General features: G+C 33.1%; 17 protein-coding genes and 2 pseudogenes. 8 read left to right on the top strand and 11 right to left on the bottom strand.

All coding sequences use genetic code 11. The features are described 5' to 3' along the window. Positions 1–146 precede the first annotated feature (146 nt). Positions 147–1,292: pseudogene (locus IGB25_RS11290) on the bottom strand (Gfo/Idh/MocA family protein). Between the two features lie 42 nt (positions 1,293–1,334). Next, the gene (locus IGB25_RS11285; RefSeq protein WP_211065086.1) at positions 1,335–2,309 is read right to left on the bottom strand and encodes a sugar phosphate isomerase/epimerase; all 975 of its coding nucleotides are present in this window, start codon (positions 2,307–2,309) and stop codon (positions 1,335–1,337) included. A 277-nt stretch (positions 2,310–2,586) separates the two neighbouring features. On the opposite strand from IGB25_RS11285, the gene IGB25_RS11280 reads away from it, so the two are divergent. The 5 genes and pseudogenes from IGB25_RS11280 (at position 2,587) to IGB25_RS11260 (ending at position 9,963) form a co-directional block, all read left to right on the top strand. Next, positions 2,587–3,195, top strand: a complete 609-nt coding sequence (locus tag IGB25_RS11280; protein ID WP_211065085.1) for a TetR/AcrR family transcriptional regulator — start codon at positions 2,587–2,589, stop codon at positions 3,193–3,195. After that, positions 3,192–4,541 carry a TolC family protein gene (locus tag IGB25_RS11275; protein WP_211065084.1) on the top strand — a complete coding sequence of 450 codons (1,350 nt, stop codon included), beginning with the start codon at positions 3,192–3,194 and terminating at the stop codon, positions 4,539–4,541. The genes IGB25_RS11280 and IGB25_RS11275 overlap by 4 nt, the downstream gene beginning before the upstream one ends. Before the next feature lie 237 nt (positions 4,542–4,778). Beyond that, positions 4,779–5,156, top strand: a complete 378-nt coding sequence (locus IGB25_RS11270; protein WP_211065083.1) for a GxxExxY protein — start codon at positions 4,779–4,781, stop codon at positions 5,154–5,156. A gap of 179 nt (positions 5,157–5,335) precedes the next feature. Then, positions 5,336–6,514: an efflux RND transporter periplasmic adaptor subunit gene (locus IGB25_RS11265; protein ID WP_211065082.1), complete on the top strand. Its 1,179-nt coding sequence runs from the start codon at positions 5,336–5,338 to the stop codon at positions 6,512–6,514. A 3-nt stretch (positions 6,515–6,517) separates the two neighbouring features. Beyond that, a pseudogene (locus tag IGB25_RS11260) lies at positions 6,518–9,963 on the top strand (efflux RND transporter permease subunit). 287 nt (positions 9,964–10,250) lie between these two features. Here IGB25_RS11260 and IGB25_RS11255 read toward each other — a convergent pair. From IGB25_RS11255 to IGB25_RS11240, 4 genes are all read right to left on the bottom strand, one after another. Beyond that, a complete protein-coding gene (locus IGB25_RS11255; protein WP_211065081.1) occupies positions 10,251–11,153 on the bottom strand; it encodes a site-specific tyrosine recombinase in 903 nt (300 codons plus the stop codon). A gap of 38 nt (positions 11,154–11,191) precedes the next feature. Next, complete coding sequence (locus tag IGB25_RS11250) at positions 11,192–12,361, bottom strand: restriction endonuclease (protein WP_211065080.1); 1,170 nt, start codon at positions 12,359–12,361, stop codon at positions 11,192–11,194. Position 12,362: 1 nt separating this feature from the next. After that, on the bottom strand, positions 12,363–13,595 hold the full coding sequence (locus IGB25_RS11245; protein WP_211065079.1) for a DNA cytosine methyltransferase: 1,233 nt from the start codon (positions 13,593–13,595) through the stop codon (positions 12,363–12,365). A gap of 90 nt (positions 13,596–13,685) precedes the next feature. Continuing rightward, positions 13,686–14,939 carry a folylpolyglutamate synthase/dihydrofolate synthase family protein gene (locus IGB25_RS11240; protein WP_247653503.1) on the bottom strand — a complete coding sequence of 418 codons (1,254 nt, stop codon included), beginning with the start codon at positions 14,937–14,939 and terminating at the stop codon, positions 13,686–13,688. A 341-nt stretch (positions 14,940–15,280) separates the two neighbouring features. Here IGB25_RS11240 and IGB25_RS11235 point away from each other — a divergent pair, with 341 nt between their 5' ends. Next, positions 15,281–16,504, top strand: a complete 1,224-nt coding sequence (locus IGB25_RS11235; protein ID WP_211065078.1) for a hypothetical protein — start codon at positions 15,281–15,283, stop codon at positions 16,502–16,504. A gap of 20 nt (positions 16,505–16,524) precedes the next feature. Here IGB25_RS11235 and IGB25_RS11230 read toward each other — a convergent pair whose 3' ends face one another. The 3 genes from IGB25_RS11230 to IGB25_RS11220 all read right to left on the bottom strand — a co-directional run bounded on the left by IGB25_RS11230 (position 16,525) and on the right by IGB25_RS11220 (position 18,594). Beyond that, entirely contained in the window at positions 16,525–17,418 is an 894-nt protein-coding gene (locus IGB25_RS11230; protein WP_211065077.1) for an energy transducer TonB, read from the bottom strand. Between the two features lie 83 nt (positions 17,419–17,501). Then, positions 17,502–17,894 (bottom strand): biopolymer transporter ExbD, encoded by a 393-nt coding sequence (locus IGB25_RS11225; RefSeq protein ID WP_211065076.1) that lies wholly within the window; start codon positions 17,892–17,894, stop codon positions 17,502–17,504. A gap of 1 nt (position 17,895) precedes the next feature. After that, on the bottom strand, positions 17,896–18,594 hold the full coding sequence (locus IGB25_RS11220) for a MotA/TolQ/ExbB proton channel family protein (protein WP_247653750.1): 699 nt from the start codon (positions 18,592–18,594) through the stop codon (positions 17,896–17,898). Between the two features lie 227 nt (positions 18,595–18,821). Between IGB25_RS11220 and serS the strand changes: the two genes are divergently transcribed. Continuing rightward, a complete protein-coding gene (serS, locus tag IGB25_RS11215) occupies positions 18,822–20,093 on the top strand; it encodes a serine--tRNA ligase (protein ID WP_211065074.1) in 1,272 nt (423 codons plus the stop codon). Next, on the top strand, positions 20,094–21,002 hold the full coding sequence (locus IGB25_RS11210) for a histone deacetylase (protein WP_211065073.1): 909 nt from the start codon (positions 20,094–20,096) through the stop codon (positions 21,000–21,002). It abuts the gene before it with no gap. 100 nt (positions 21,003–21,102) lie between these two features. On the opposite strand, the gene IGB25_RS11205 is transcribed toward IGB25_RS11210, so the two are convergent. Next, positions 21,103–21,531 carry an Hsp20/alpha crystallin family protein gene (locus IGB25_RS11205; protein WP_211065072.1) on the bottom strand — a complete coding sequence of 143 codons (429 nt, stop codon included), beginning with the start codon at positions 21,529–21,531 and terminating at the stop codon, positions 21,103–21,105. A 611-nt stretch (positions 21,532–22,142) separates the two neighbouring features. Further along, positions 22,143–23,324, bottom strand: coding sequence for a serine hydrolase (locus IGB25_RS11200; RefSeq protein WP_211065071.1), 1,182 nt, complete (start codon positions 23,322–23,324; stop codon positions 22,143–22,145). Positions 23,325–23,333 lie beyond the last annotated feature (9 nt).

Here is a 23,333-nt window from a genome sequence, read left to right as displayed (position 1 = left end):
TTTATGAATTATTAAAATATATAGATAAATATATTTCATTTTAACAATTTTATACAGAAAGTAAATAGTAAAAATTATGTGTCAAAATTTCGTAACCTAAGTATTTCTCAAACCCTCAAAGTCTTTATTTTTGATAAGATTTTCATCTATAACTTATCTTCAACTTTAACCCAAACATTTCCTTTTTGATGAGATTCCACAGCTTTTTCTACAAAACTCATTCCTCTGACGCCGTCAATAATTGTCGGAAACTCGCCTTGGTTGTAAGGTTCTTTATTTATGGCTTTAGCAATGCCTTTATAAATGTTTCCCATAGCATCAAAAATGCCTTCTGGATGACCTGGTGGCAACTTGGTGCCGTCTAAAGAAACACCTGAGTTGTAACCGTGACCTGGCTTCAAAACTTGTAAAGGTTTTCCCTCTTCCATTAAATACAGAAAGTTAGGATTTTCTTGCTCCCATTTTAAACCTGCTTTGTCGCCATAAATTTTTATGATAAAACTGTTTTCTTAACCTGTAGCTATTTGGCTGGGATAAATCACGCCCTTAGCTTTATTATTGAGTCGTAATAAAACTGTAGCATCTACATCCATTTTATTGTCTGAATACACAAAATTGAGATCAGATAAAACAGATTCTATTTTAAGTCCGCTCACGTATTCCAACATGTCAAAAGCATGTATTCCAATATCGCCTAAGCAGCAACTAATGCCAGATTTTTCAGGATTTAAACGCCACGTTGAAGAACGCTCAGCTTCACTGTGAATAATAGGGTTTATCCAACCTTGGTAATATTGTGCATCTATTTTTTGAACTTTACCTAAAACCCCATTTTTTATCATTTCACGCATTTGCCGAATCATAGGATAACCCGTATAGGTGTAGGTTACCGCAAAAATAAGTTCGCTATCTTTTAAAGTTTGATATAAAATTTTAGCTTCTTCAAAAGTTGTGGTCATAGGTTTTTCACAAATCACATGAAACCCATTTTCCAAAAGCTTTTTAGCCATACTAAAGTGCAGGTAATTTGGCGTAAGCACAGACAGGACTTGCATACGTTCATTTTTTGGCAACTTTAATTCTTCTTCAATTAAGTTATCTAAATCATTATAAACTCTATGTGTTGATATACTAATAGATTTTGCAAACGCAAGACTTTTACTAATATCGGTATTAAAAACACCGCCAACAAGTTCGTATTTGTCGTACATTTTTGAAGCAACACGATGTAAAATACCAATAAGCGAATTTTCACCACCGCCGAGAAAGCCTAGTCTGATTTTATTGGACATAAGTTAAGGTTAAAATCACAGTAAAAAGTTTTCTAAAGCTTATCAATTGATAGACTTAGCTGATTTTAGTAATAAATTTTTGATGGCTAAAATCCCTTCTTTTTCAGATAATCGATCGCCTTCATATTCAACACCAATATAGCCTGTATAACCAGATTCTTTAACTAATTTTATAATTCTAGGAAAATCTAATGTTGTTTCATTGCCGTTTTTATCAAAATCATAAGCTTTTGCACTTACAGCTTTAGCTTTGGTCAGCAACAGTTCTATACCTTGGTACTTGTCTGGATATTCTTCTATGCATTCGCCCCATTGTTCGCCATCTTTTCGTTTTACACACCAATTCCCAAAGTCGGGTAATGTACCACAATTATCCATATTAACTTTGTCAATGGCTTCTATAAGCAATGGTGCATCAGAAGACAACCATCCATGATTTTCACAAAGCACATTGATGTTTTTTGTTGCCGCATAAGTAGATAGTTTTTTGAGACCATCAACTACCGCAGGTAACCATTCTTTGGGATTATTAGTGCCAAAAGTATTCACTCGAATAGAATGACAACCTAATTTTTGTGCCGCATCTATCCACTTTTTGTGATTTTCTACAGCCTGATTTCTTTCATCAATGTTTGGGCTAGCTAAATCGCCTTCGCCATCAACCATAATTAGCACATTTTGCATGCCGTGTTTTTGACTCAGTGTGTTAAGTGAGTCAATAACGGTGTCAAATCCCAAATCTTCAATTTGTTGAGTGTAAATATGGTTGACATATTCTAAGCCTTCAAAACCCATCTCTTTTGCTATTTCAGCAAACTTGAATGGGTCAACACCATCATCGTTAAAAGTGCGGTGCAATGACCATTGAGCTAAAGATAACTTAAAAAATGTGGCTTCATTTTCTGTTTTAGTTACTGACTTGGTTTCATTTTCAGAAGGTTTTTTAGTCTCATTTTTACAGCTTACTGTAAATACTAAAAAACAAGAAATTACTAGGTTTAAAATTATTGATTTCATTAAAAAATGGATTTAATTAAAGTATTCTCTCAAAAGTGCAAAAAAAATCTGTATAATTAAAAAACAATGTAATATATTGTATAGATTCGACTAATATTGTTTTTGCTTTAGTAAAAAATCAAACCTTATTTCAAAGTTGTTTGATCATGTCATAGAAATCAAACTGACTCATTTTGGATTAATTGAGCTCAGGCTAATATGATATTGTTTTGTTAAGTTCCTGTAAAACTTTAAAAACTTTTATTGTTCTTAAAGTTTCCTAACTAAATTTGCTGCCATGAAAAAGAAAATAATTCAGAAAGCGATGAGTCTGTTTTTAGAATACGGTTTTAAGAGCGTGACTATGGATGAGATTTCGGAGCAACTCGGGATATCCAAAAAAACACTTTATGACCATTTTGACTCTAAAACTAACCTTGTTAAAGTTACAACAACTTATGTTTTTGATAATATTTCATCTACTATCGATAAATTAAGAGCTGAAAAATACGATCCAATCGAAGAAACTTTAGCCATAAAAAATCAAGTTATGCGTCATCTTAAAAATGAAAAGTCATCACCTCAATATCAACTTCAAAAATATTATCCGCAAATTTTTAAAACCCTCAAAAACAAAATTTGGCATAAAATGTATGACTATTGTATTGAAAATTTTAGACGTGGTATTAAAGAAGGATTCTACAGACCAAATATTGATATTGAAGTTATTTTTAGGTTATATTATTATGGAATGAATTTACTGAAAGATCAAAAGGTTTTTCCTGTTCAAGAATTTTCAAACCAAGACATACAAGATCATTTTTTAGAATATCACCTACGTGGAATTGTTTCTGAAAAAGGGCTAAATCGTTTAGAAGAATTACTCGCACAACAATCAAAATTATGAAATACATACTTTCTATAGCTTGTTTATTAACGAGTTTTTTGGCAAACTCTCAAGAACAAAATCTCTATAAGTTTTCTTTAGAAGAAGCCATAGAAAGAGCTCTTGATAGTAGCTACGTTTCTTTAAATGCAAAACGTGACCAAGCTAAAGCTCTAAAACAAAAATGGGAAACTACAGCCGATGGTTTGCCACAAATCAACGCCGCTGTTGACTATGAGTATAATCCTAAACTCATCGTTACACCGCTTCCCGCCGAAATCATCGGTGGTGAACCTGGCACAACAGTGCCTGTTAGTTTTGGTCAAAAACAAAATATGCGTGCTACAGCTTCGCTTAATCAATTAATTTTTGACGGTTCTTATATTGTTGGATTAAAAGCGACCAAAACTTTTTTAGAGTATTCTAAAAATTCAAACGAAAAAACACGTCTGCAAGTTCGGCAAAACGTAGTGAGTGCTTACGCTAGTGCTTTGTTGGTAGAATCTAATGTCAATATCATTAAAAATAATGCTACAACCGCTAAAAAGAATTTAGACGAAACCCAAAAGATATTTGAAAACGGTTTAGCAGAGCAAGAAGAAGTCGAACAGCTACAAATCACTTATCAGCAAGTGAACAATCAGCTTAGAAATGCACAACGCAATTTAGACCTGTCTAAGCAAACCCTAAAAATGGTTTTGGGATTACCTGTCAATGCTGACATTGAGCTCACAGACGATTTACAAACCTTGGCTCAACAACAACTTGCAGACTTTGATTTGTTAGAATCTCAACTTCAACTCGAACAAAATGTTGATTACAAAATTGCTGATAATTTGGTTCAACAACGCACTTTAGAATGGCAACTCGAAAGGAGTAAAGCATTACCGACTTTATCAGCTTTTGCCAATTATGGCACAACCGCTTTTGGAGATGATTTTGTGTTTTTAGAGTCTGATACACAATGGTTTCAATTTTCAACGATTGGTGTCAGCCTAAACATTCCTATTTTTAGTTCTTTAAAACGAGCCAAACGCACACAGCGTGCCGAAATTGCTATGCTACAAGCCAAAACAGATTTTAAACAATCGGTTGAACAGATCAAACTAAACTTTAACCAAGCTAAAAGCGATTATAAATTTGCTTTAGAAAATTATCAAACCGCTAAAGCCAACTTAAATTTAGCAGAACGCATTGAATACAAAAACATTATAAAATACAAAGAAGGCATCAGCACAAGTTTTGAATTACGTCAAGCACAATTACAACTTTACGATGCACAAAATCAATATTTACAATCTATGTTGCAACTTATCAATTCTAAAACCAGTTTAGAAACCATATTAAATGAACCAGATATTAATTGAGATTATGGTAAAGCGTATAAGATTTATGAGTTTAAAGGTCTGAAAAAATTAAAATTTTAACCGCAAGGAACGCCAAGAATACGCAAGTGACGCAAAGAAAATAAAGAATAAATATGTTTAAAACTAAAATCAACAAAACACTTGGCGAACCTTGCGAAACCATAGCGAGCCTTGCGGTAAAAACTTCACCTCAATTAACGTCGAGTTGTTTAGAATATTAATAAAAAATGATATAAAATGACTGAAAGCGAGATTTCTAAAATAGTATTTGATTCAGCTTTAAAGGTTCATAAAACCTTAGGACCAGGTCTTTTAGAAAGTGCTTATGAAGAGTGTTTGATTCACGAATTGAGAAAACATAAACTTAAAGTTGACAAACAAAAGCCATTGCCTTTAGTGTATGAAGATGTAAAATTAGAAGTAGGCTATCGGGTAGATGTTTTAATTGAAAATAAAGTAGTGATTGAGGTCAAGTCCGTAGAAGCCCTGAACGATGTCCATATGGCTCAGGTTATTACATATTTAAAATTATCTGACTGTAAATTAGGTATGCTTATAAATTTCAACGTTTCACTTATAAAAAATGGTATTAAAAGAGTAGTAAACAATCTATAGCGAACCTGGCGAGACCTTAGCGAACTTAGCGGTAAAATTTTAACCGCAAGGGACGCCAAGAATACGCAAGTGACGCAAGGAAAATAAAGAATAAATATGTTTAAAACTAAAATCAACAAAACACTTGGCGAACCTTGCGAAACCATAGCGAGCCTTGCGGTAAAAAAAAACACCAAACTATGAAAAATATAATCAAAATAACATTCATCTCACTACTTCTAATTTCCTGTGGGAAAGAAAACTTAGAAAGTCGAGTGGATAAAGCATTAGAATCTAATGACCAAAAAGCTTTGACGGACTTAAAGAAAGAAATCAAAACCCAACAAGAGCAATTGAAAAGCTTAGAAGGTAAAATTCAAAAGGAATTGGCTTCTAAACAAGCCCATCAAACCAACTATACGTTGATCACTGCACGACAAATCAAAACAGACACGTTTAAGCATTTTTTCAATCTTCAAGGCAACGTCAAAACCGATCAAAACATTTTGATTTATCCAGAATACTGTGGTGAATTAGAAAAAATATTTGTCAAAGAAGGTGATGAAGTTAAAAAGGGGCAAGTTTTAGCCAAAATAGACGATGGTGGTTTACGCGATCAGATAAGCGAATTACAATCTCGTGTAGATTTAGCACAAACCACTTTTGAACGCCAAAAACGCCTTTGGCAAGACAGCATAGGGTCAGAAATTCAGTATTTACAAGCCAAAACTAACTTCGAATCTTCTCAAAACAGTTTAAAAAGCCTTCAAAAAAAATTGGATAAAACTGAGATTAAAGCCCCATTTAATGGCAAAATTGACGACATTATTACCGAAGAAGGTCAAGTTGTTTCTCCAGGTGGAATGGCGGTGTTTAGATTAGTTAACCTTTCCGAAATGTATATCGAAACCGAAGTTCCTGAAAACTATCTCAATGATATTTCTATCGGAACACCAGTTCAAGTTCGTTTAAATGCTATTGGCAAAACCTTTCAAGCTCAAATTGACCATATGGGTAGCTTTATCAATCCCAACAATCGAAAATTTAAGGTTAAAATCAATATTCCTAACAATATCAAAGGCGTAAAACCTAATCTGATTGCTAATGTTTTAATCAATGATTATCAGAACAACGAAGCAATTGTTGTATCTGAAAATATTTTGCAAGAAACGGCAGACGGCACTCAAATTTGTTTCAAAATAAAAATGGATAACGACAGCTTAGGTCAAGCCGTACGAATTCCACTTAAAACGGGAAAACACTATAATGGTCTAGTAGAAGTTTTAGAAGGTATTGCCGTTGGTGACATCATTGCTCAAGAAGGTGGGCGAAATCTTAGAGATAAAGAAAAGGTCAAAATCACACAATTAGAAGATTAAATTATGACAAAGTCAAAAATTGATAAAGAATTTAAAATATCCTCTTGGTCCATAGATAACAAAATGACGGTTTACGTCATTATGCTTATTATTTTGGTTGGTGGTATTATGGCTTATGTCAATATGCCAAGAGAAAATTTTCCTGAAGTTGTAGAAACCAAAATCTACGTCAACTCTATCAATCCTGGAAATTCGGTCAAAGACATCGAAAAATTTATTACAGAACCGCTCGAAGAAGAGTTCAATAATGTCAAAGGCGTAAAAGAAATAACCTCGACCACGCAGAAGATTTCTCAATGGTTATTGTTGAATTTGAAGAAGATATCGAAGTAGAAACAGCCAAACAACTCATTAAGGATAAAGTAGATATCGTTAAATCTGAAACCACTTGGCCAACTTTAGATAATGGTGCCAAAGTTGAACCCAATGTTTTCGATTTGAATATATCTGAAGAAATGCCCATTTTAAATATCAATTTTACGGGTGATTATAAAAGTCAACAACTCAAAGATTTTGCAGAACATCTTCAAGACAAGATAGAATTATTGCCACAAATCAAAGAAGCCTCCATTCGTGGTGTTGATGAAAAAGAAGTTGAAGTAGCGGTTGACATCTATAAAATGACTGCATCTCAAGTCAGTTTTAATGATATTTTTAATGCTATACGATCCGAAAATAGTACCGTTTCAGGTGGAAACATCAAAAATGAAGGTTTGCAAAAAAGCATTCGTGTGATTGGTGAAATTTCAGAACCTTCAGAGCTTGAAGACATTGTTGTTAAAAAAGATGACGGTATTGTTTATTTAAAAGATGTTGCAGAAGTCAATTTTAAAGAAAAAGACCCAACTACTTTTGCCAGAGAATGGGGTAAACCCGTTGTTATGCTTGATGTGAAAAAGCGAGCAGGCAAAAATATGGTAGAAGCAGTAGATCAAATCAAAACCATTGTTGAACACGAAAAAGAAAATTATTACCCACAAAGTTTAGACATCACTTTATCAAATGACCAATCCATTAAAACCATCAATCAAGTCAACGATTTGGTCAACAACATAGTGTTTGGAGTTATTTTAGTGGTTTTGGTCTTGATGTTTTTTCTCGGCTTTAGAAACGCTCTTTTTGTCGGTGTGGCTATCCCTTTATCCATGTTGATGTCTTTGATAATTATATCTAGTTTAGGCTTTACGCTGAATACAATAGTTTTATTTGGTTTGGTCATGGGGCTTGGTATGTTGGTTGATAATGGTATAGTGGTTGTAGAAAATGTTTATAGCTTAATGAGTCAAGGCTATTCTCGTATTGAAGCTGCTAAACAAGGTATTGGCGAAATAGCTTTACCAATTATTGCATCTACGGCAACCACTCTTGCTGCATTTTTTCCGCTTGGACTTTGGTAAGGAACCATAGGAAAGTTTATTATTTATTTTCCTATTACACTTTCAATTGTTCTCGTGTCATCACTATTTGTGGCTTTACTCATCAACGCCATGCTAACGTCCAGGTTTATGAAAATCAAAGAGAAACAACTCACCAGACAAAAAACCATACGTTGGACTTTAATTTTGAGTGTTATTGGCACGTTGATTTTAACACTAGGAATATTTCAAGACTCACGTGTTTTGAGAGCTATCGGAAACTTAGCTTTACTTAGTGTTATAATATTGTGGCTGTTCAAGATGTTTTTAGTGAGAGCTATATTTTATTTTCAATTCGATTTTTTACAACGTCTTGAGAATTTTTATCAAAGACTATTAGCCACTTTTATTAAAGGAAGAAGAGCTTATCTTGTTTTTTTTGGTACACTTAGTTTGCTGATTATAGCTTTTTTAGTTTTAGCTATAGCAAAACCCCAAGTTTTGTTTTTTCCAGAAAATCAGCCCAACCAAACCATAGCCTATATTGAATATCCTGAAGGTACGGCGATTGAAAAAACCAATGCCATGACCAAACAGATAGAGCAACGCATTTATAATGTGATTAAAAAATATGAAGATGAAAATGGTTATAACTTTATGGTAGAATCTGCAGTGAGCCAAGTTGGCGTAGGTGCGGGCAATCCTCAAACTGATGGTGGTATAGTTAGTGAAATGCCACACAAAGGCAAAGTCACTTTATCAATGCGAGAATTCAAATTGAGACGTGGCGTAAAAAGTAGCCAAGTTTTGAGTGAAATACGCCAATCTGTTAAAGACTTTTCAGGTGTGGTTGTTACTGTAGAAAAAGACCAATTAGGACCACCACAAGGTTATGAAATCAGTATAGAAATCAAAGGCGAAGACTATGAAGAAATGCTTAATGAAGCACAACAAATGCGACAATATATAGAAAATCAAGAAATTGCAGGCATTGAAGAACTCAAAATTGATATCAACAAGTCTAAACCCGAAATGGAAATTAGAGTTGACCGAGAAAAAGTTGGACAACTAGGAATTTCAACAGGACTGGTTGGACAAACTATCAGACAATCGGTCTTTGGTCAAGAAGCCTCAACCTATAAAGATGGCGATGATGATTATCAAATCAATGTGCGTTTTAATGATAAATATCGTTATGATGAAAGTGCTATTTTTAACCAACCCATCACGTTTAGAAACAACCGCGGGCAGTTAAGACAAGTGCCGATTTCAAGTTTAATCAACGTCAAACCTACAGCGACTTTTAACGCCATAAAACGAAAAGACTTAAAACGGGTCATCACACTTTACTCTAATGTTTTGGAAGGTTATAATCCTACAGAAACGGTCAACCAAATCAAAACTGCTTTAGAATCAGGTTATCAAATTAAAGAAGGAATGAATTATGCTTTTACAGGTCAACAAGAAAAACAAGCTGAAAATTTAGCGTTTTTAATTAAAGCTTTATTGTTAGCTGTTGCAGGCATAGCAATAATTATGGTGGCTCAGTTCAACTCGATTTCAAAACCTTTGATTATCATTATGGCGGTGATTTTGAGCTTAATCGGTGTGTTGTTTGGTTTAGTTAGCTTTAAGATGGATTTTATTGTAGTTATGACTATGATGGGCGTGATTGCTTTGGCGGGAATTGTTGTCAACAACGCCATTGTTTTGATTGATTATACCCAAATTTTAATCGACCGTAAAAAACAAGCATTAGGTCTTGAAAAAGATGATATCCTCAGCAAACACGATTATTTTGTGAGCATTGTCGCTGGTGGAAAATCTAGATTAAGACCAGTGTTACTAACCGCCATCACAACAGTTTTAGGTTTGATTCCCTTAGCTATCGGTTTAAACATCAACTTTTACACGCTAATCGCAGACCTTGACCCACAAATTTATATCGGTGGTGACAACGTTATGTTTTTGGGACCTTTGGCATGGACAGTTATTTTTGGATTGATTTTCGCCACTTTCTTAACTTTAATCGTTGTACCTGCGATGTTTTATTTGAATATTAGAGCGAAGCTGAGGTTCAGAAAAGGACGATAGAGATATTGTGATTCGAAAAAAAAAGGTTTAAACACTTACAAATCAACAAAATAATTTCGTTTTTGTTATGTAACATGATGATATTCAACACATTAAAGTGTTACTCTCTAAATAGGGTTTCCTCAGAAAGTCAGAATTTAAAGTTATAGAATTACTAACGCTATTCAAAGCTCATTTTAGCAAACATCTTAATTTAACGTGAGTTTGATTTAAGCTGACAATTTATTTTCAACAATTTCAAGCTTCTGTCGTTGGCATACCATTATTTTATCATTAGAGAGTTTTTCCTAAAATTTTGCCATAGGATGAAATTTATCAATGACATTTTTTAAATGCGTTTTGTCTAAATGTGTGTAAATTTCAGTCGTGATGATGCTTTCGTGCCCTAGCATTTGTTGAATGGCTCTTAAATCTGCCCCATTTTCTAGCAAGTGTGTGGCAAAAGAATGTCTAAACGTATGAGGACTGACGGTCTTTTGAAGGTTTATGGCTTTAGTCAGTTGTTTTATAATGGTAAAAACCATAGCTCTAGTTAAGCGTTTGCCCCGTCGATTGAGAAATAAAATATCTGTTTCGCCAGGTTTGGGTTCTTGATGAATGCGGACGTCATTTTTATAAAGGTTGATATATTTGATGGCACTTGAATTAATCGGCACAAAACGATCTTTTTGACCTTTGCCGTGGACTTTGATAAAGCCTTCGTCAAAAAATAAGTCTGATAATTTTAGATGGGTCAACTCACTCACACGTAGGCTACAGGCGTAAAGCGTTTCAATAATCGCACGGTTGCGTTCGCCTTGTGGATGTGTTAAGTCTATACTGCTGATAAGCTTGTCGATTTCTGCGGTGCTGAGCACTTCGGGTAATTTTTGACCAATTTTAGGCGATTCTATCAGTGCCATAGGATTGTCTGCTCTTTGGTTTTCAAAGATTAAATAATTAAAAAAGCGTTTTAATCCTGAAATTAATCGGGCTTGGCTTCGGGCATTAATGACTTTAGACATCGTATAAATAAAGGTTTTGAGTTCCTCTTCATTGATAGTTTCAGGTGAAGATTTTATATCAAACTCGTCGAGATACCTGATCAATTTTTTGATATCAAACTCGTAGTTGAGCACAGAATTTGCAGTCAAACCGCATTCTATTTTCAAATACATTTTAAAGTCGTCTAAAGCTTGGTGCCAGGTCATAAAAAATTGTTATCCAATATTGATATCCTTATTGAACGTTATGTATTGTCAATAAAGTCCTCATATGAATCTAACGGCAAAACATCTATCTTGTAATTATCCTCATCAACTTTTTCAATAATTACACTATCATAACCAATAACTTCTAACATTCTATATTTTACTAATTCATTTTCCTTTAATTGTAGAGCTTTTCTAAGTATCCACTCTCCTAAGCCTTTATTTGATGATGTCATTAAACCTTTTCCTTTGTTCAATAATTCTCCATCTATTTTAATCTTTGCAGTTTGACACATTTTAGCTTTATAAGTTTTGCCATTTGGTAAATGTAAATCAAAATATAATTTTTTATTTTTTAATATAGGGGGGAAAAAATTTGGAAACTTATGATGAATTATTGCTGAAACAGGAATATAAACTTCATTAAAATCTCTTTTTCTACCACGAGCATTCCACTGATTTAAGCCACTTCTCGGAAAAACAAATTTATCTCCATTATTATAACCATATGGTGGCAATACTACGTAATCGACACCAGGGACTTGTTTTTCTACTTCTAAATATTCATTTTCGTGTTTAAATAGTTTTAATATCAACTCGAAAGGGTCTTTTAATATATCTATATCTTTGAAGTAAGCATCCTTAGATATATAAAATCTTCTGTATAAAGTGCTTTTTGATCGATTAAAAGAATACTCATTAATACCATCAGAAAATTTAATTCCTGCTTTAGTTTCCTTAATAAGTCTTATTCTATCTAAATCAATCTCAGCATAATCAGTATCAAATAAAACAAGTTGTTTGTTTTTTCTAGCAACAATATGATAAAGAGAGTCTTTAATATCATAAAGCCTATTTGCTAAAAGTATTCTTTCATTTCGAAATTCCGAAAGTTTATATGCTAATTCATCATTCTTAATATCTAATAATTCATTAGCTTTTGAGTTAAATTCAGCTATTTTTTCCAAACTGTTGTTGGATTGACAAGTAAATGTCTTGAGACCAATTCCTGTGTTTTTCATTTTAGCATCATATGCTGTATCTGATTTAGAAAGGTTTTCAGCGTTAAATGCCTTACAAAAAATATTTTCTGCAACTCTATAATTAATAAATGGAATTGAACTTTCACTGAACAAACCTGATAGTTTTGCAATAGCAGATAGTAAGGTGATGTAATTATTGAAATCTTTATTAGGAAATGATTTCATATCATAATACTTTCATAATTTCTTGACTAATCCTTTCAACTAAAGTAGTTGTTACTGAGTTTCCAGCTTGTTTGTAAAGTTTACTATTAGACAAATCAGGTAGGATAAATTTATCCACTTGATAGCCTTGAAAAGCAAAACATTCTTTTGGCGTAAGTTTTCTTATTCCAAAATCGTCTTTAATTAATGGAACATTATGACCACCTGTTCCCATATTCGCAGTTAAAGTTGGGCAAACTTGACTTTTGTTTTCTCTTACATAAACTCTTCGCCATTGGTAAACTGTATCTTTACTGGTCATTGTTTTTTCTAATTCTGGATAGTATTTATGATTATTTGGGTAGTAAAATTTATCATCTTTTTTATCTTTTTCTAAGATATTATGTATGGTTTTAGTGAGTTTAATTTGTTTTGGAAATTTGAATTTATTATAATCTTTAACTTGCTTAGGGTCAAAAGCTACTATAAAAATACGTTCTCTATTTTGTGGTATATTAGCGTGAGTCATTGAATTAAGCACCTCATAAAAAACTTTATACCCTAATTTTTTTTCTAATATTTCAAGAATTACCTTGAATGTTTTTCCTTTATCATGAGAAATCAGATTCTTTACATTTTCTAAAAAAACAACTTTTGGGTTATGCTTTTCTATGACTTGTTCAACATCAAAAAACAAAGTTCCTCTAGTATCTGAAAATCCTTTTCTGTATCCAGCTATAGAAAATGCCTGACAAGGGAAACCCGCACACAAAATATCAAATTTATGTGGGATAAACTCTTTTACCCTTTTTTTAGTAATATCACCAAAAGGAATATCACCAAAATTTTTATAATAAGTCTTTTGAGCGTTTTCATCCCATTCACTTGTATAAACACATTTTCCTCCAACATTTTGTAGTGCAATACGAAAACCTCCGACACCAGCAAATAAATCAATAAAACTGAAGTATGGTCTTTTTGGTGCTGGATAAGGTATATCTTCTGTATTATTGAATAATAAATACTGTAGAGCATCTTCTGCTACTTTATCAGATATTTTTTCGGTAGTAGATTTGCCTTCTAAAATTTCTTTTACATATTCAACAGCAGAATTTTTATAAGTGCTTGAGTGAACATTTTCTTGATTTTGTAAAAAATGAGTAAATGAAGCTTGCTTGGTATTATCGGGATCGTATATATTAATCTTAAATTTCAGATTATCGACATTTTCAAAAGTAGTTGTCTTCTTCAACATTTTTTTTAAATCTTAGTTTTCATTGCAATATAAAAAAGTAATTTTTTAAAACTTAAATTCGAATGAAATTTAGCGTTTATATAAAGGTAATTACTTTTCCTCAGTTAAAAGTTCCGCAACAGTAAAAATACTGCCACCTACAAATATAACATCTTTGAGTTGAGCTTCTGATTTTGCACTTTCAAAGGCTTCTTCTAAAGTTAAAAAAAACTGCTTTTGTAAAGACGTATTTTGGAGTTCATCTTTTAAGTCTTCTACACGTTTGGCTCTTGGAATTTTTGGTGCTGAAAAATAATAAACGGCATCTTGTGGCAATATTTTTAAAGTGCTTTTCACATCTTTATCATTCACAAAACCCATAACCATGTGTAAGGTTTTATAGTTTAAAGTTTGAAGTTGTTTGGCAACATATTTTATGCCTTCCAAATTATGAGCTGTGTCTGCTACACAAAGTGGATTTTGACTTAAAACCTGCCAACGTCCTTGAAAACCTGTGTTTTTTATGACATTGGATAAACCTTTAGCGATTTGTTCTTCTGAAATTTGCCAGCCTTGGGTTTTTAAAATATCAATAGCCTTTAAAACCGTTTGTTGATTTTTAGTTTGATACAAACCTTTTAAATCAGACACAAACCTCTTAAAATTGTGGTCTTCTGCAAAATAAATTTCGGATGAAGTGTTTTGTGCCGTTTGCCTAAAAACGGGTTCGGTTTCAGGTCGCTTTTCGCCAATCACAACAGGGGTTTTTGGTTTGATGATGCCAGCTTTTTCTTTGGCGATTTGTTTCAAATTATCGCCGAGAAATTTGGTGTGATCTAAACCGATATTGGTGATGACAGCCAATTCGGGTTTAATGATATTGGTAGCGTCCAAACGACCGCCCATTCCTACTTCAATAATAGCTATGTCAACTTTTTTGTCTGCAAAGATTTGAAATGCCAAACCGACTGTCATTTCAAAAAAAGACAAATTTTCTTTTTCAAAAAATGCTTTGTGTTGGCTTATAAAATCAACAACATTTTCTTTTGAAATCATTTGTCCATTGACACGAATTCGTTCTCTAAAATCTTTTAAATGTGGTGACGTATAAAGCCCAACTTTATAACCCGATTCTTGCAAAACAGATGCCAGCATGTGGCTACATGAACCTTTGCCATTAGTACCACCAACGTGAATACTTTTGAATTTCTGTTCGGGATGATTCAAATGAGCAGAAAGTGCTTTGATGTTATGTAAGTCTTTGCGATAAGCGACTTGTCCCACACGTTGATACATAGGAAGTTGAGAAAAAAGCCAGTTTATGGTTTCTGAATAGGTCAAGAGATGTTTTACACTTTTAGGCATTCCATAAAATTATCTTTGTTTTTAAAATCGCAAAATAAATTTAGTTTTCTTCACTGAGTGGTTTTTTGGTTTTCTAATATGTTACTCATTCAATTTTTCGACAAAGTAAATCATAATACCATCATGTTATACCAATTTTGATTAATATAGTTATCCATATTGGTTGAGATAGAATCACAAAACAGGTTTTCTAATTCTTTCTATCACTAATTATTTTTACCTGAGTCATTTCTATTAAATAGTCAGCGTATTTTAAACTGTAAAATTGATTAAAAAAAACTTTTTATACCAATATTAATATTTAATTTTACGGTCAATTTAAATTGTAAATCTCAGTCTAAATGTCTTTAAACCAAACCAAACAATATCGTCTCTTTGAAGAAGAAGCTAATCATAAATCAATAAATAATGATGAAAAAATAAAAGTTCCCGAAATGTTGGATAAGCTTCAAATTTCAGAAGAAGACACCAAAAAAGAAAGCAAGTTAAAACAACTTATCAGTTCTAGGCTAAAGAAAATTGAAAAACAAAAATCTCTTTTAGAGGAAGACAGAAAATTATTAAATAAAATAAAAACACTTTACCACAAAAACCTACCAGACGATTTAAATGGCTTATGTAAAGATATTGAACGATTTACCGAAAAACTTGTAAAACGCTATAAACAAAAAAGCTTTTCTGAACACCAAAGACGACTTTTAGAATATTTGATAGAAGATAATTTTGATCAACTCTTATTTAAAAAATATACCAGCGAAACTTTGGACTCTTTAATTGATGAATATAATGAATATAAAGAAAAGTATTATGGCTTTGATGAAGATGATAGCATCTATGAAGAAAATGACGACGATGAATTTGGAGATAGTTTTGCAAAGTCGATAGAGAAAGAAATGATCAAACATATGTTAGAAAATATGGGCGTAGATTTGGAGGATGAATTTTTTAAAGATATAGATTTAAACGACCCAAATTTCCAAGATAAATTTAAAGCACGGTTTTTTGAATACAAAGAAAAGCAACAAGAAACTGAAAAACATGAAGAAAAAAAACAGCAAGTAATTACTACAGACAAAGAATTTACAAAGCTGTATAAAACCTTAGTTAAAAAAGTTCATCCAGATCTCACAACTGATGAAACAGAAAGAAAACGCCGTGAAGAATTAATGAAAGAATTGTCTATGGTTTGGAAAAATCGAGATTTATATCAATTGTTGGTATTGCAATCTCAAATAGAGCCAAACAATGATACAAGCATAGAACTTAACAAATCTCAACTCCAGCAGATTGCTGATAATCTTTTAGAAAAAACCAAAGAGTTAGAGCAAGAACGATTTGTGTACAAAAAACATCCTGAAAATGAATTTTATTATAAAAACTTTTTTGGTAGATCAGAAAGAAAAATTTTGCTTCACATTGAAAACTTCAAGAAGCAATTAAAAAAAGAGTCTAAAGAAATAAACAATAATATCTCAAAACTCAAAACCCAAAAAACCACTAAGGAGTTTTTGAAATCTGTAGATGAAAAATTAAATGAAGAAGATATTTTTGATGCTTGGTTTTAAGTCCGTTTTTTAATACACAACTAATCCGACAACTTAAACACATAAGTGATATAGCCAACCTGCCTTGAAGGAGCGTTGCTGTCTTTGTTGAATTTGGTATCTAATGCAAGACGTTGAGCGGGTTTTAATAAACACGGATCGCTGTTGGTTGTGCCTTTTTCACCTGGTGTAGCTTTGATGACATTCCCATTTTGATCCACTTCTATTTTCACAACCACGGTTCCAGATTCGTTGCAGTCTTGGGTGTATTTTGTTTTGGTTAAAGCTTTTCTACCACCAAGCCTATAATTGCCATCGCCGTCAAGACCTTTGCCCGTGCCGTAATAAGATTTAACCTCGGGGTCACCGTCAGGATCGCCTTTGTCGCCTGCGGTTTGGTCGTTGCCTTCGCTGTTTTTAGATTCGCCGTTATTTTCTGGACCATTTAGTAAGTTGTCCATAGCATCGGTTACGGCTTTATCAGGTTTGGGGTCTGGTTTTTTTTCTGGAACTTCTTCGGGTTTTTTCTCTACGGGTTTGGTTTCCTCTTTTGGGACTTCTTCTTCAGGCTCTTCTTTTTTAGGTTCGTTTTTTTCGGGTGTGATTTCTTTTTTCTGCTCTTCTTCTTTTATCACTGGAGCTTCTTCGGTCTCTTGAGTTGCCACTTCTTCTTTGACTTCAGAGCTTGTAGGTTGAGTTTGTGGCTGTGGCGTAGGTTCAGGTATATTTTGTTCAGGAGTCGTTTTTACGGGCTTGGTGGGCTGTGTATTGCCTTGCCCCATTTCTGTGGTTCCGAAATTGACGAGAATACCTTTTTCTTTTGGTGGGTCAAAATATTTTAAGCCTAATAGCAACAATAACAAAATCAACATCACATACAAAATGCTTGTGATGACAAATGATTTTTTTTCGTATTTGGTTTCTAAAAAAGACATTTCATAGGTTTAATTCATCTCGATACATCCTGACTGTAAACGGTCAGAGCATTCATGCAACGTTAGCAGGCTCAAGGCTGACACTAATTTGGTTTCACGGCCAAAACGACTTTAAATCGGTTTCTATTTGCAATATCCATTACTTTAACAGCTTTTTCTATAGGAACGCCTTCCTCAGCTCTTAAAATAATGGTTGGATTTTCTATATCTTTTAAACGATTAATCAAATTTTGTTCCAAACCGCTTTCGCTGACTTTATCTTGATTGATATAAATTTCTAAGTTTTTGTTTATGCTTACCGATATGTTGTGTTTGTTAGTCGTTTTGCCTTTGGCTTTTGGCAAAATTAAATCTAAAGCTTCGGGTGTAATCACAGGCGAAGTCAACATAAAAAAGATGAGCAATAGAAAAACAATGTCGGTCATAGACGACATGCTGAAGTCAGCACTGATTTTATTTCGTCCTCTTAAATTCATATCAAGTCGGTTCGTTTAATAAGTCTAAGAAATCAACGGCTGTGGCTTCCATTTGATGCACCACTTTATCGGTTTTAACCACCAAATGGTTATAACCAATATAAGCGATGATACCAACAATAAGTCCAGCAACAGTAGTTGTCATAGCGGTATAAATTCCTTCAGCCAACAAGCCCATTTCAGCTTGACCGCTACTTGTTGCTAACTCATGAAAGGCTAAAACCATACCGATAACCGTTCCAAGAAACCCAATCATAGGAGCTGCACCAGCAATAGTTGCGAGAATACTGACGTTTTTTTCAAGCTTATAGACTTCAAGTCGTCCAGCATTTTCAATGGCAGTATTGATATCTTCAAGTGGAGTGCCAATTCTTGAAATGCCTTTAGCAGTTAACCTTGCTACTGGCGAATTTTCTTGGGCACATCGCACTTTGGCACCTTCAATATTGCCGTTGCTCACATTATCTTTAATCTGAGACATAAAGTTTTTATCGGTTTTGGATCTTGCTTTTATGGCAAACAAACGCTCGAAATAAATATAAATCGCGACAAAAAGCAAAACGGCAAGGATGATAATAATTATGGTACCGCCTAAACCACCACTAAACAGCAATTCGAGTAGGGAAATAGATTTCTCTTCTGAAACCTCTGCAACTGGATTGGCTTGGTCAGTAACCTCTTGTAAAAGGCTTATAAACATCATTAGATATAGTTTTATGTCTTAACGAAAAATTTTGGACTAAATTACATTTTTAGGTTTAACCTTGTAAGCGGTTTGATGAAAAAATTATTAATGTTTTATCATTTTCATTTTAGCCTTTAAACCATCACGGAAAATTTTAAACATAAGTTTTAATAGTAATGTCAAAAATAAGTATGGCATTTATTAGATTTGCAAATAATTAATTCTCATCTATTTCTCATTTTATGTTAGATATTAAAAATATTAGAACCCATCGTGATAGATACGAAAAAGCTTTGGCAAAAAGAGCTTTTGACGCCAAATCACTTTTTGACAAACTGCTTGAATTAGACAATAAAAGACGATCTACTCAAGTTGAACTTGATGAAATTTTAGCCAAATCTAACAGTATTTCAAAACAAATTGGGCTACTTTTTAAAAACAAGCAGACTCAAGAAGCCAATGAGCTTAAAAAAGAGACTGGCAAACTAAAAGAAAAAAGTAAATCTCTGTCTGAACAAAAAGATACATTAGAATCAGAAATTGAACAGCTATTGTATCAAATTCCTAATGTGCCTCATGATAGCGTCCCTAATGGACAAAGTGAAGAAGATAATGTAGAGGTTTATGCCGAAGGTGATATTCCAAAACTACATAACGAGGCTTTGCCACATTGGGAAATTGCTAAAAAATATGATATCATAGATTTTGAACTTGGGAATAAAATCACAGGTGCTGGATTCCCTGTGTATAAAAATAAAGGTGCTAAACTACAGCGGGCATTGATACAATATTTTTTAGATAAAAATATCGCAGGAGGATATCAAGAAGTACAGGTGCCACTTGTTATCAATGAAGCTTCTGGTTATGGTACAGGTCAACTACCAGACAAAGAAGGTCAAATGTATTATGTGGGTGAAGATAATTTGTATTTAATCCCAACGGCAGAAGTTCCTATCACTAATATATACAGGGGCGACATTATCAACGAGTCTGATTTACCGATCAAATTAACAGGCTATACACCATGTTTTAGACGTGAAGCTGGCGACTATGGTGCTCACGTAAGAGGCTTAAATCGGTTACATCAGTTTGACAAAGTTGAAATTGTCAATTTTGTGAAGCCAGAATTGTCATATAAAGTTTTAGATCAAATGGTAGAGCATGTGAAAGACATTCTTAAAGAACTTCATTTACCTTATAGAATTCTTAAACTATGCGGTGGCGATTTGGGCTTTACCTCAGCTTTAACCTACGATTTTGAAGTGTATTCTACTGCTCAAAAAAAATGGTTAGAAATATCGTCTGTTTCTAATTTTGAAACCTATCAAGCCAATCGTTTAAAAATCAGGTATAAAGATAAGGCTAATAAAAATAAGCTTATTCACACTTTAAACGGAAGTTCATTAGCATTACCTCGCGTTATTGCAGGTTTACTTGAAAACTTTCAAACCAAAGATGGAATAGAAATCCCTGATGTTCTTAAACCTTATACGGGTTTTGATAGAATCGATTAGATGCTAAAGATTGCTTTTGATTCTATATACCAACACCCACTTCCTGAAGGACATAGGTTTCCTATGGAAAAATACGAATTATTGCCCAAACAATTATTGTATGAAGGAACTTGTGAAGCGGAGAATTTTTTTAAACCAGAAATTGATTTAAAAAATGAAAATTATATTAAACTCGCTCATGATAAATTCTATTTAAAAACACTTTATAATTGTGATTTAGAGCGAAAAGAAGCAAAAAAAATAGGATTTCCTCTTACGGCTCAGTTGGTTAAACGCGAAAGACTTATTGCCAATGGAAGTATAGAAGCATGCAATTATGCTTTAAAAAACGGTGTTGCAATGAATATAGCAGGAGGAACTCACCACGCTTTTAGGCAGAGAGGCGAAGCCTTTTGTATGCTCAATGATCAGGCGATTTGTGCTTATTATTTGCTCCAAAACAATCTGGCACATTCTGTATTAATTATAGATTTGGATGTTCATCAGGGAAATGGCACCGCTGATATTTTCAAAAATGAGTCAAAAGTTTATACCTTTTCTATGCATGGCAAAAACAACTATCCTTTTCAAAAAGAAAAATCTAATCTTGATATTGCTTTAGATGATAAAACAGGAGATGATGAGTATTTAAAAACCCTAAAATCTATATTACCAAAGCTCATTGACAAAGTAAAGCCTGACTTTGCATTTTATTTGAGCGGCGTTGATATTATAAAAACGGATAAGTTAGGCCGATTGAGCTGTACAGTTGAAGGCTGTAAAGCTAGAGATGAATTTGTTTTAGAAACGCTTCATCAAAAGCATATACCTGTTGAAATTAGTATGGGCGGTGGTTATTCTAAAGACATTAAAATTATCATCGAGGCACATGCTAATACATTCAGGTTGGCTCAACAAATTTATTTTTAGTCTTAGCTTTACATAGATAGAATCTTTTTCAGGTTATATCAAAAAACCCTGAAGTTCAAAACTTCAGGGTTGTAGGAATTTTTAATAAGCGTTTCAAATTTTAGCTTATATCAATCAAACGCTTAGGTTGTGTTTTAGCTTCCTCGCGTTTTGGTAAATCTAAATACAAAATACCATTTTTGTAATTAGCTTTTATTTTGTTAGCGTCAACAGTATCTGGTAATGTAAAGCTACGTTTAAAGCTTTCATAACTAAACTCTCTTCTAGTAAAGTTTTTGTCTTCTGTTTCCTTTTCATCTTTAGTTTCAGATGAAATAATCAATAAATCATTGTCTAATTCAATGTTAAAATCTTTTTTAGATTTACCAGGAGCGACCAATTCCAAACTGTATTTATCTTCTTTTTCTTCGATATTTACAGCTGGTAAGGATTTCAAGGCACTAAAGCCATTTTCGGTTAGCCTGTCATCAAAAATGTCTTCTAATAAATTTGGCAACCATCCGTTACTTGTTCTTGTCATTAGTCCCATAATAATTAAATTTTTTAAGGTTAAACTTTTTTTTAATTTCAAAAACAAATATTCAATTCTTATACCAAGCCAAAACATGTGACGTTTTGGCTGTTTTTTTGAATTTATGAATGACTTTTTGTCTTAAAGCATGTGAGCGAATTAGAGTTTTGTTCAAAAAATTTACTTGTCATAGCAATCTGACTGACATAAATTTTGATAGTCGAACTTATGATAATTTAATATTCAATTTTTAGAAGAAAAACCTTCGAGTAAACGGTCAGTTATAGCAGTTAGCGTGAATTCGATATAAATTCCAATAAAATATATTCATATAAAATACAGATATTTAATCATTTGTCATGTTGACAGAGCGAAGCATGAGTGATGAGACATCTCAGTAGGATGAGATTTCTCCTCATTCTTCGTTCGAAATGGCAAAATTTGCTCACAAAAAGATGTAATCATCTGATTTACAGCTTTCCATAAATCTAACTCACCTGCAGTTAAAGACAATGTTTTGGGTTGTTCACAGCATTTAATAATAAAACCTTGTTGATTAATACCTTTTTAAATTTTATCCGTCGGGTTTTTTCAAAGCGGTGTTTAACGTATTAACTCTAAACTTTCTCTTATTTGATAAAAGAAAATGTGCTGTCTGTAAATTCTGAGGCTAACATCCCATATGCTTCATCTATATAAACATAAAAATCTTTAGGAAAATAGTTGATTCTATTTGGACTTCTATGGTGACCTAATCGAACGATAAGCAAATCATCTTTAGGAATGCCTATCACGTATTGGCCTAAAATTCCTCGCATTGCAAAAATGTGTTTGTCTTTATAATCACTCAACCAAAAACCATAACCATACTGAGGAGACTCTTCAAACCTTGGATGAGTTGCTTTTTTTACAAATTTATCTTCTATAAGTTGCTGACCATTCCACCACCCATTTTGTAAATAAAGCTGACCCAGCTTTGCAAAATTTCTAGCGTTTGTTGCAATGCAACAATAGCTTTTTTCCATACCGCTTTCTGCACTATCGAGTTGCCATAAACCAAAGTCATTCATGCCAAGTGGACGCCAAAAACTTTGGCTCAAATATTCAGATAAAGATTTATGAGTTGCTTTTTCTATAATCATTCCGAGAAGTTGCGTATTCCCGCTTAAATATTTAAAAGATTGACCTGGTTGGTCTTCAATAGCTAAGCTTTTTATCAATGTTCTGATGTTATTGTCATAATAGGACTTTGCCGTCATAGAAAATGGACTGTAATATTGCTCATTCCAATTCAAACCGCTTGACATTGAAGCCAAATCGCCAACTGTGCATTGTGAAGCAAATTTGCCTTTAAATTCTGGAAAGAAATCTGTTATGGGTTGATCTATACTTGTAATGTAACCCTCTTGAATGGCTTTAAAAAGAAGGCTGACTGTAAAGCTTTTAGCTACAGAAAAAGAATTGGTTTTTGAAGTTTTGCTATAGTTTTCAGCGTAGTTTTCATACCAAATTTTTCCGTCTTTTATGATAAGAAAAGCTACAGTTCCTAGTTCATCATTGATTTCTTCAAGTTTTTTAGATGCAGAAACCGAATTGTATTGGTCAGACAATTTCCACGGTTGTGGTGTTGATGTTTCTATAGTGCGGTTGTCAAAATAAGGATAATCATCTATAAAAGCTGTGGTGTGCCCAGTGAGATAAACCACTTGAATCCCTTTAAATATATAGCCGTAACCTAAAATATAAAGTCCTACGACTAAAATTAATATGCTGACAAGAATCCATTTTAAGGTTTTAATAAATTTTTTCACAATTCTTAA

Source organism: Flavobacterium sp. CS20, assembly GCF_018080005.1.
GTDB lineage: Bacteria > Bacteroidota > Bacteroidia > Flavobacteriales > Flavobacteriaceae > Psychroflexus.
This window is presented reverse-complemented; position numbering and strand designations above follow the sequence as displayed.

What these genes read in the sequence shown, in the direction of transcription:
- IGB25_RS11285 (WP_211065086.1), bottom strand. Translation starts at nt 2,309, where the DNA reads ATGAAATCAATAATTTTAAACCTAGTAATTTCTTGTTTTTTAGTATTT.
- IGB25_RS11255 (WP_211065081.1), bottom strand. Translation starts at nt 11,153, where the DNA reads ATGACCTGGCACCAAGCTTTAGACGACTTTAAAATGTATTTGAAAATA.
- IGB25_RS11230 (WP_211065077.1), bottom strand. Translation starts at nt 17,418, where the DNA reads ATGTCTTTTTTAGAAACCAAATACGAAAAAAAATCATTTGTCATCACA.
- IGB25_RS11245 (WP_211065079.1), bottom strand. Translation starts at nt 13,595, where the DNA reads ATGTTGAAGAAGACAACTACTTTTGAAAATGTCGATAATCTGAAATTT.
- IGB25_RS11250 (WP_211065080.1), bottom strand. Translation starts at nt 12,361, where the DNA reads ATGAAATCATTTCCTAATAAAGATTTCAATAATTACATCACCTTACTA.
- IGB25_RS11240 (WP_247653503.1), bottom strand. Translation starts at nt 14,939, where the DNA reads ATGCCTAAAAGTGTAAAACATCTCTTGACCTATTCAGAAACCATAAAC.
- IGB25_RS11235 (WP_211065078.1), top strand. Translation starts at nt 15,281, where the DNA reads ATGTCTTTAAACCAAACCAAACAATATCGTCTCTTTGAAGAAGAAGCT.
- IGB25_RS11205 (WP_211065072.1), bottom strand. Translation starts at nt 21,531, where the DNA reads ATGGGACTAATGACAAGAACAAGTAACGGATGGTTGCCAAATTTATTA.
- IGB25_RS11280 (WP_211065085.1), top strand. Translation starts at nt 2,587, where the DNA reads ATGAAAAAGAAAATAATTCAGAAAGCGATGAGTCTGTTTTTAGAATAC.
- IGB25_RS11265 (WP_211065082.1), top strand. Translation starts at nt 5,336, where the DNA reads ATGAAAAATATAATCAAAATAACATTCATCTCACTACTTCTAATTTCC.
- IGB25_RS11275 (WP_211065084.1), top strand. Translation starts at nt 3,192, where the DNA reads ATGAAATACATACTTTCTATAGCTTGTTTATTAACGAGTTTTTTGGCA.
- IGB25_RS11210 (WP_211065073.1), top strand. Translation starts at nt 20,094, where the DNA reads ATGCTAAAGATTGCTTTTGATTCTATATACCAACACCCACTTCCTGAA.
- IGB25_RS11270 (WP_211065083.1), top strand. Translation starts at nt 4,779, where the DNA reads ATGACTGAAAGCGAGATTTCTAAAATAGTATTTGATTCAGCTTTAAAG.
- IGB25_RS11220 (WP_247653750.1), bottom strand. Translation starts at nt 18,594, where the DNA reads ATGTTTATAAGCCTTTTACAAGAGGTTACTGACCAAGCCAATCCAGTT.
- serS (WP_211065074.1), top strand. Translation starts at nt 18,822, where the DNA reads ATGTTAGATATTAAAAATATTAGAACCCATCGTGATAGATACGAAAAA.
- IGB25_RS11225 (WP_211065076.1), bottom strand. Translation starts at nt 17,894, where the DNA reads ATGAATTTAAGAGGACGAAATAAAATCAGTGCTGACTTCAGCATGTCG.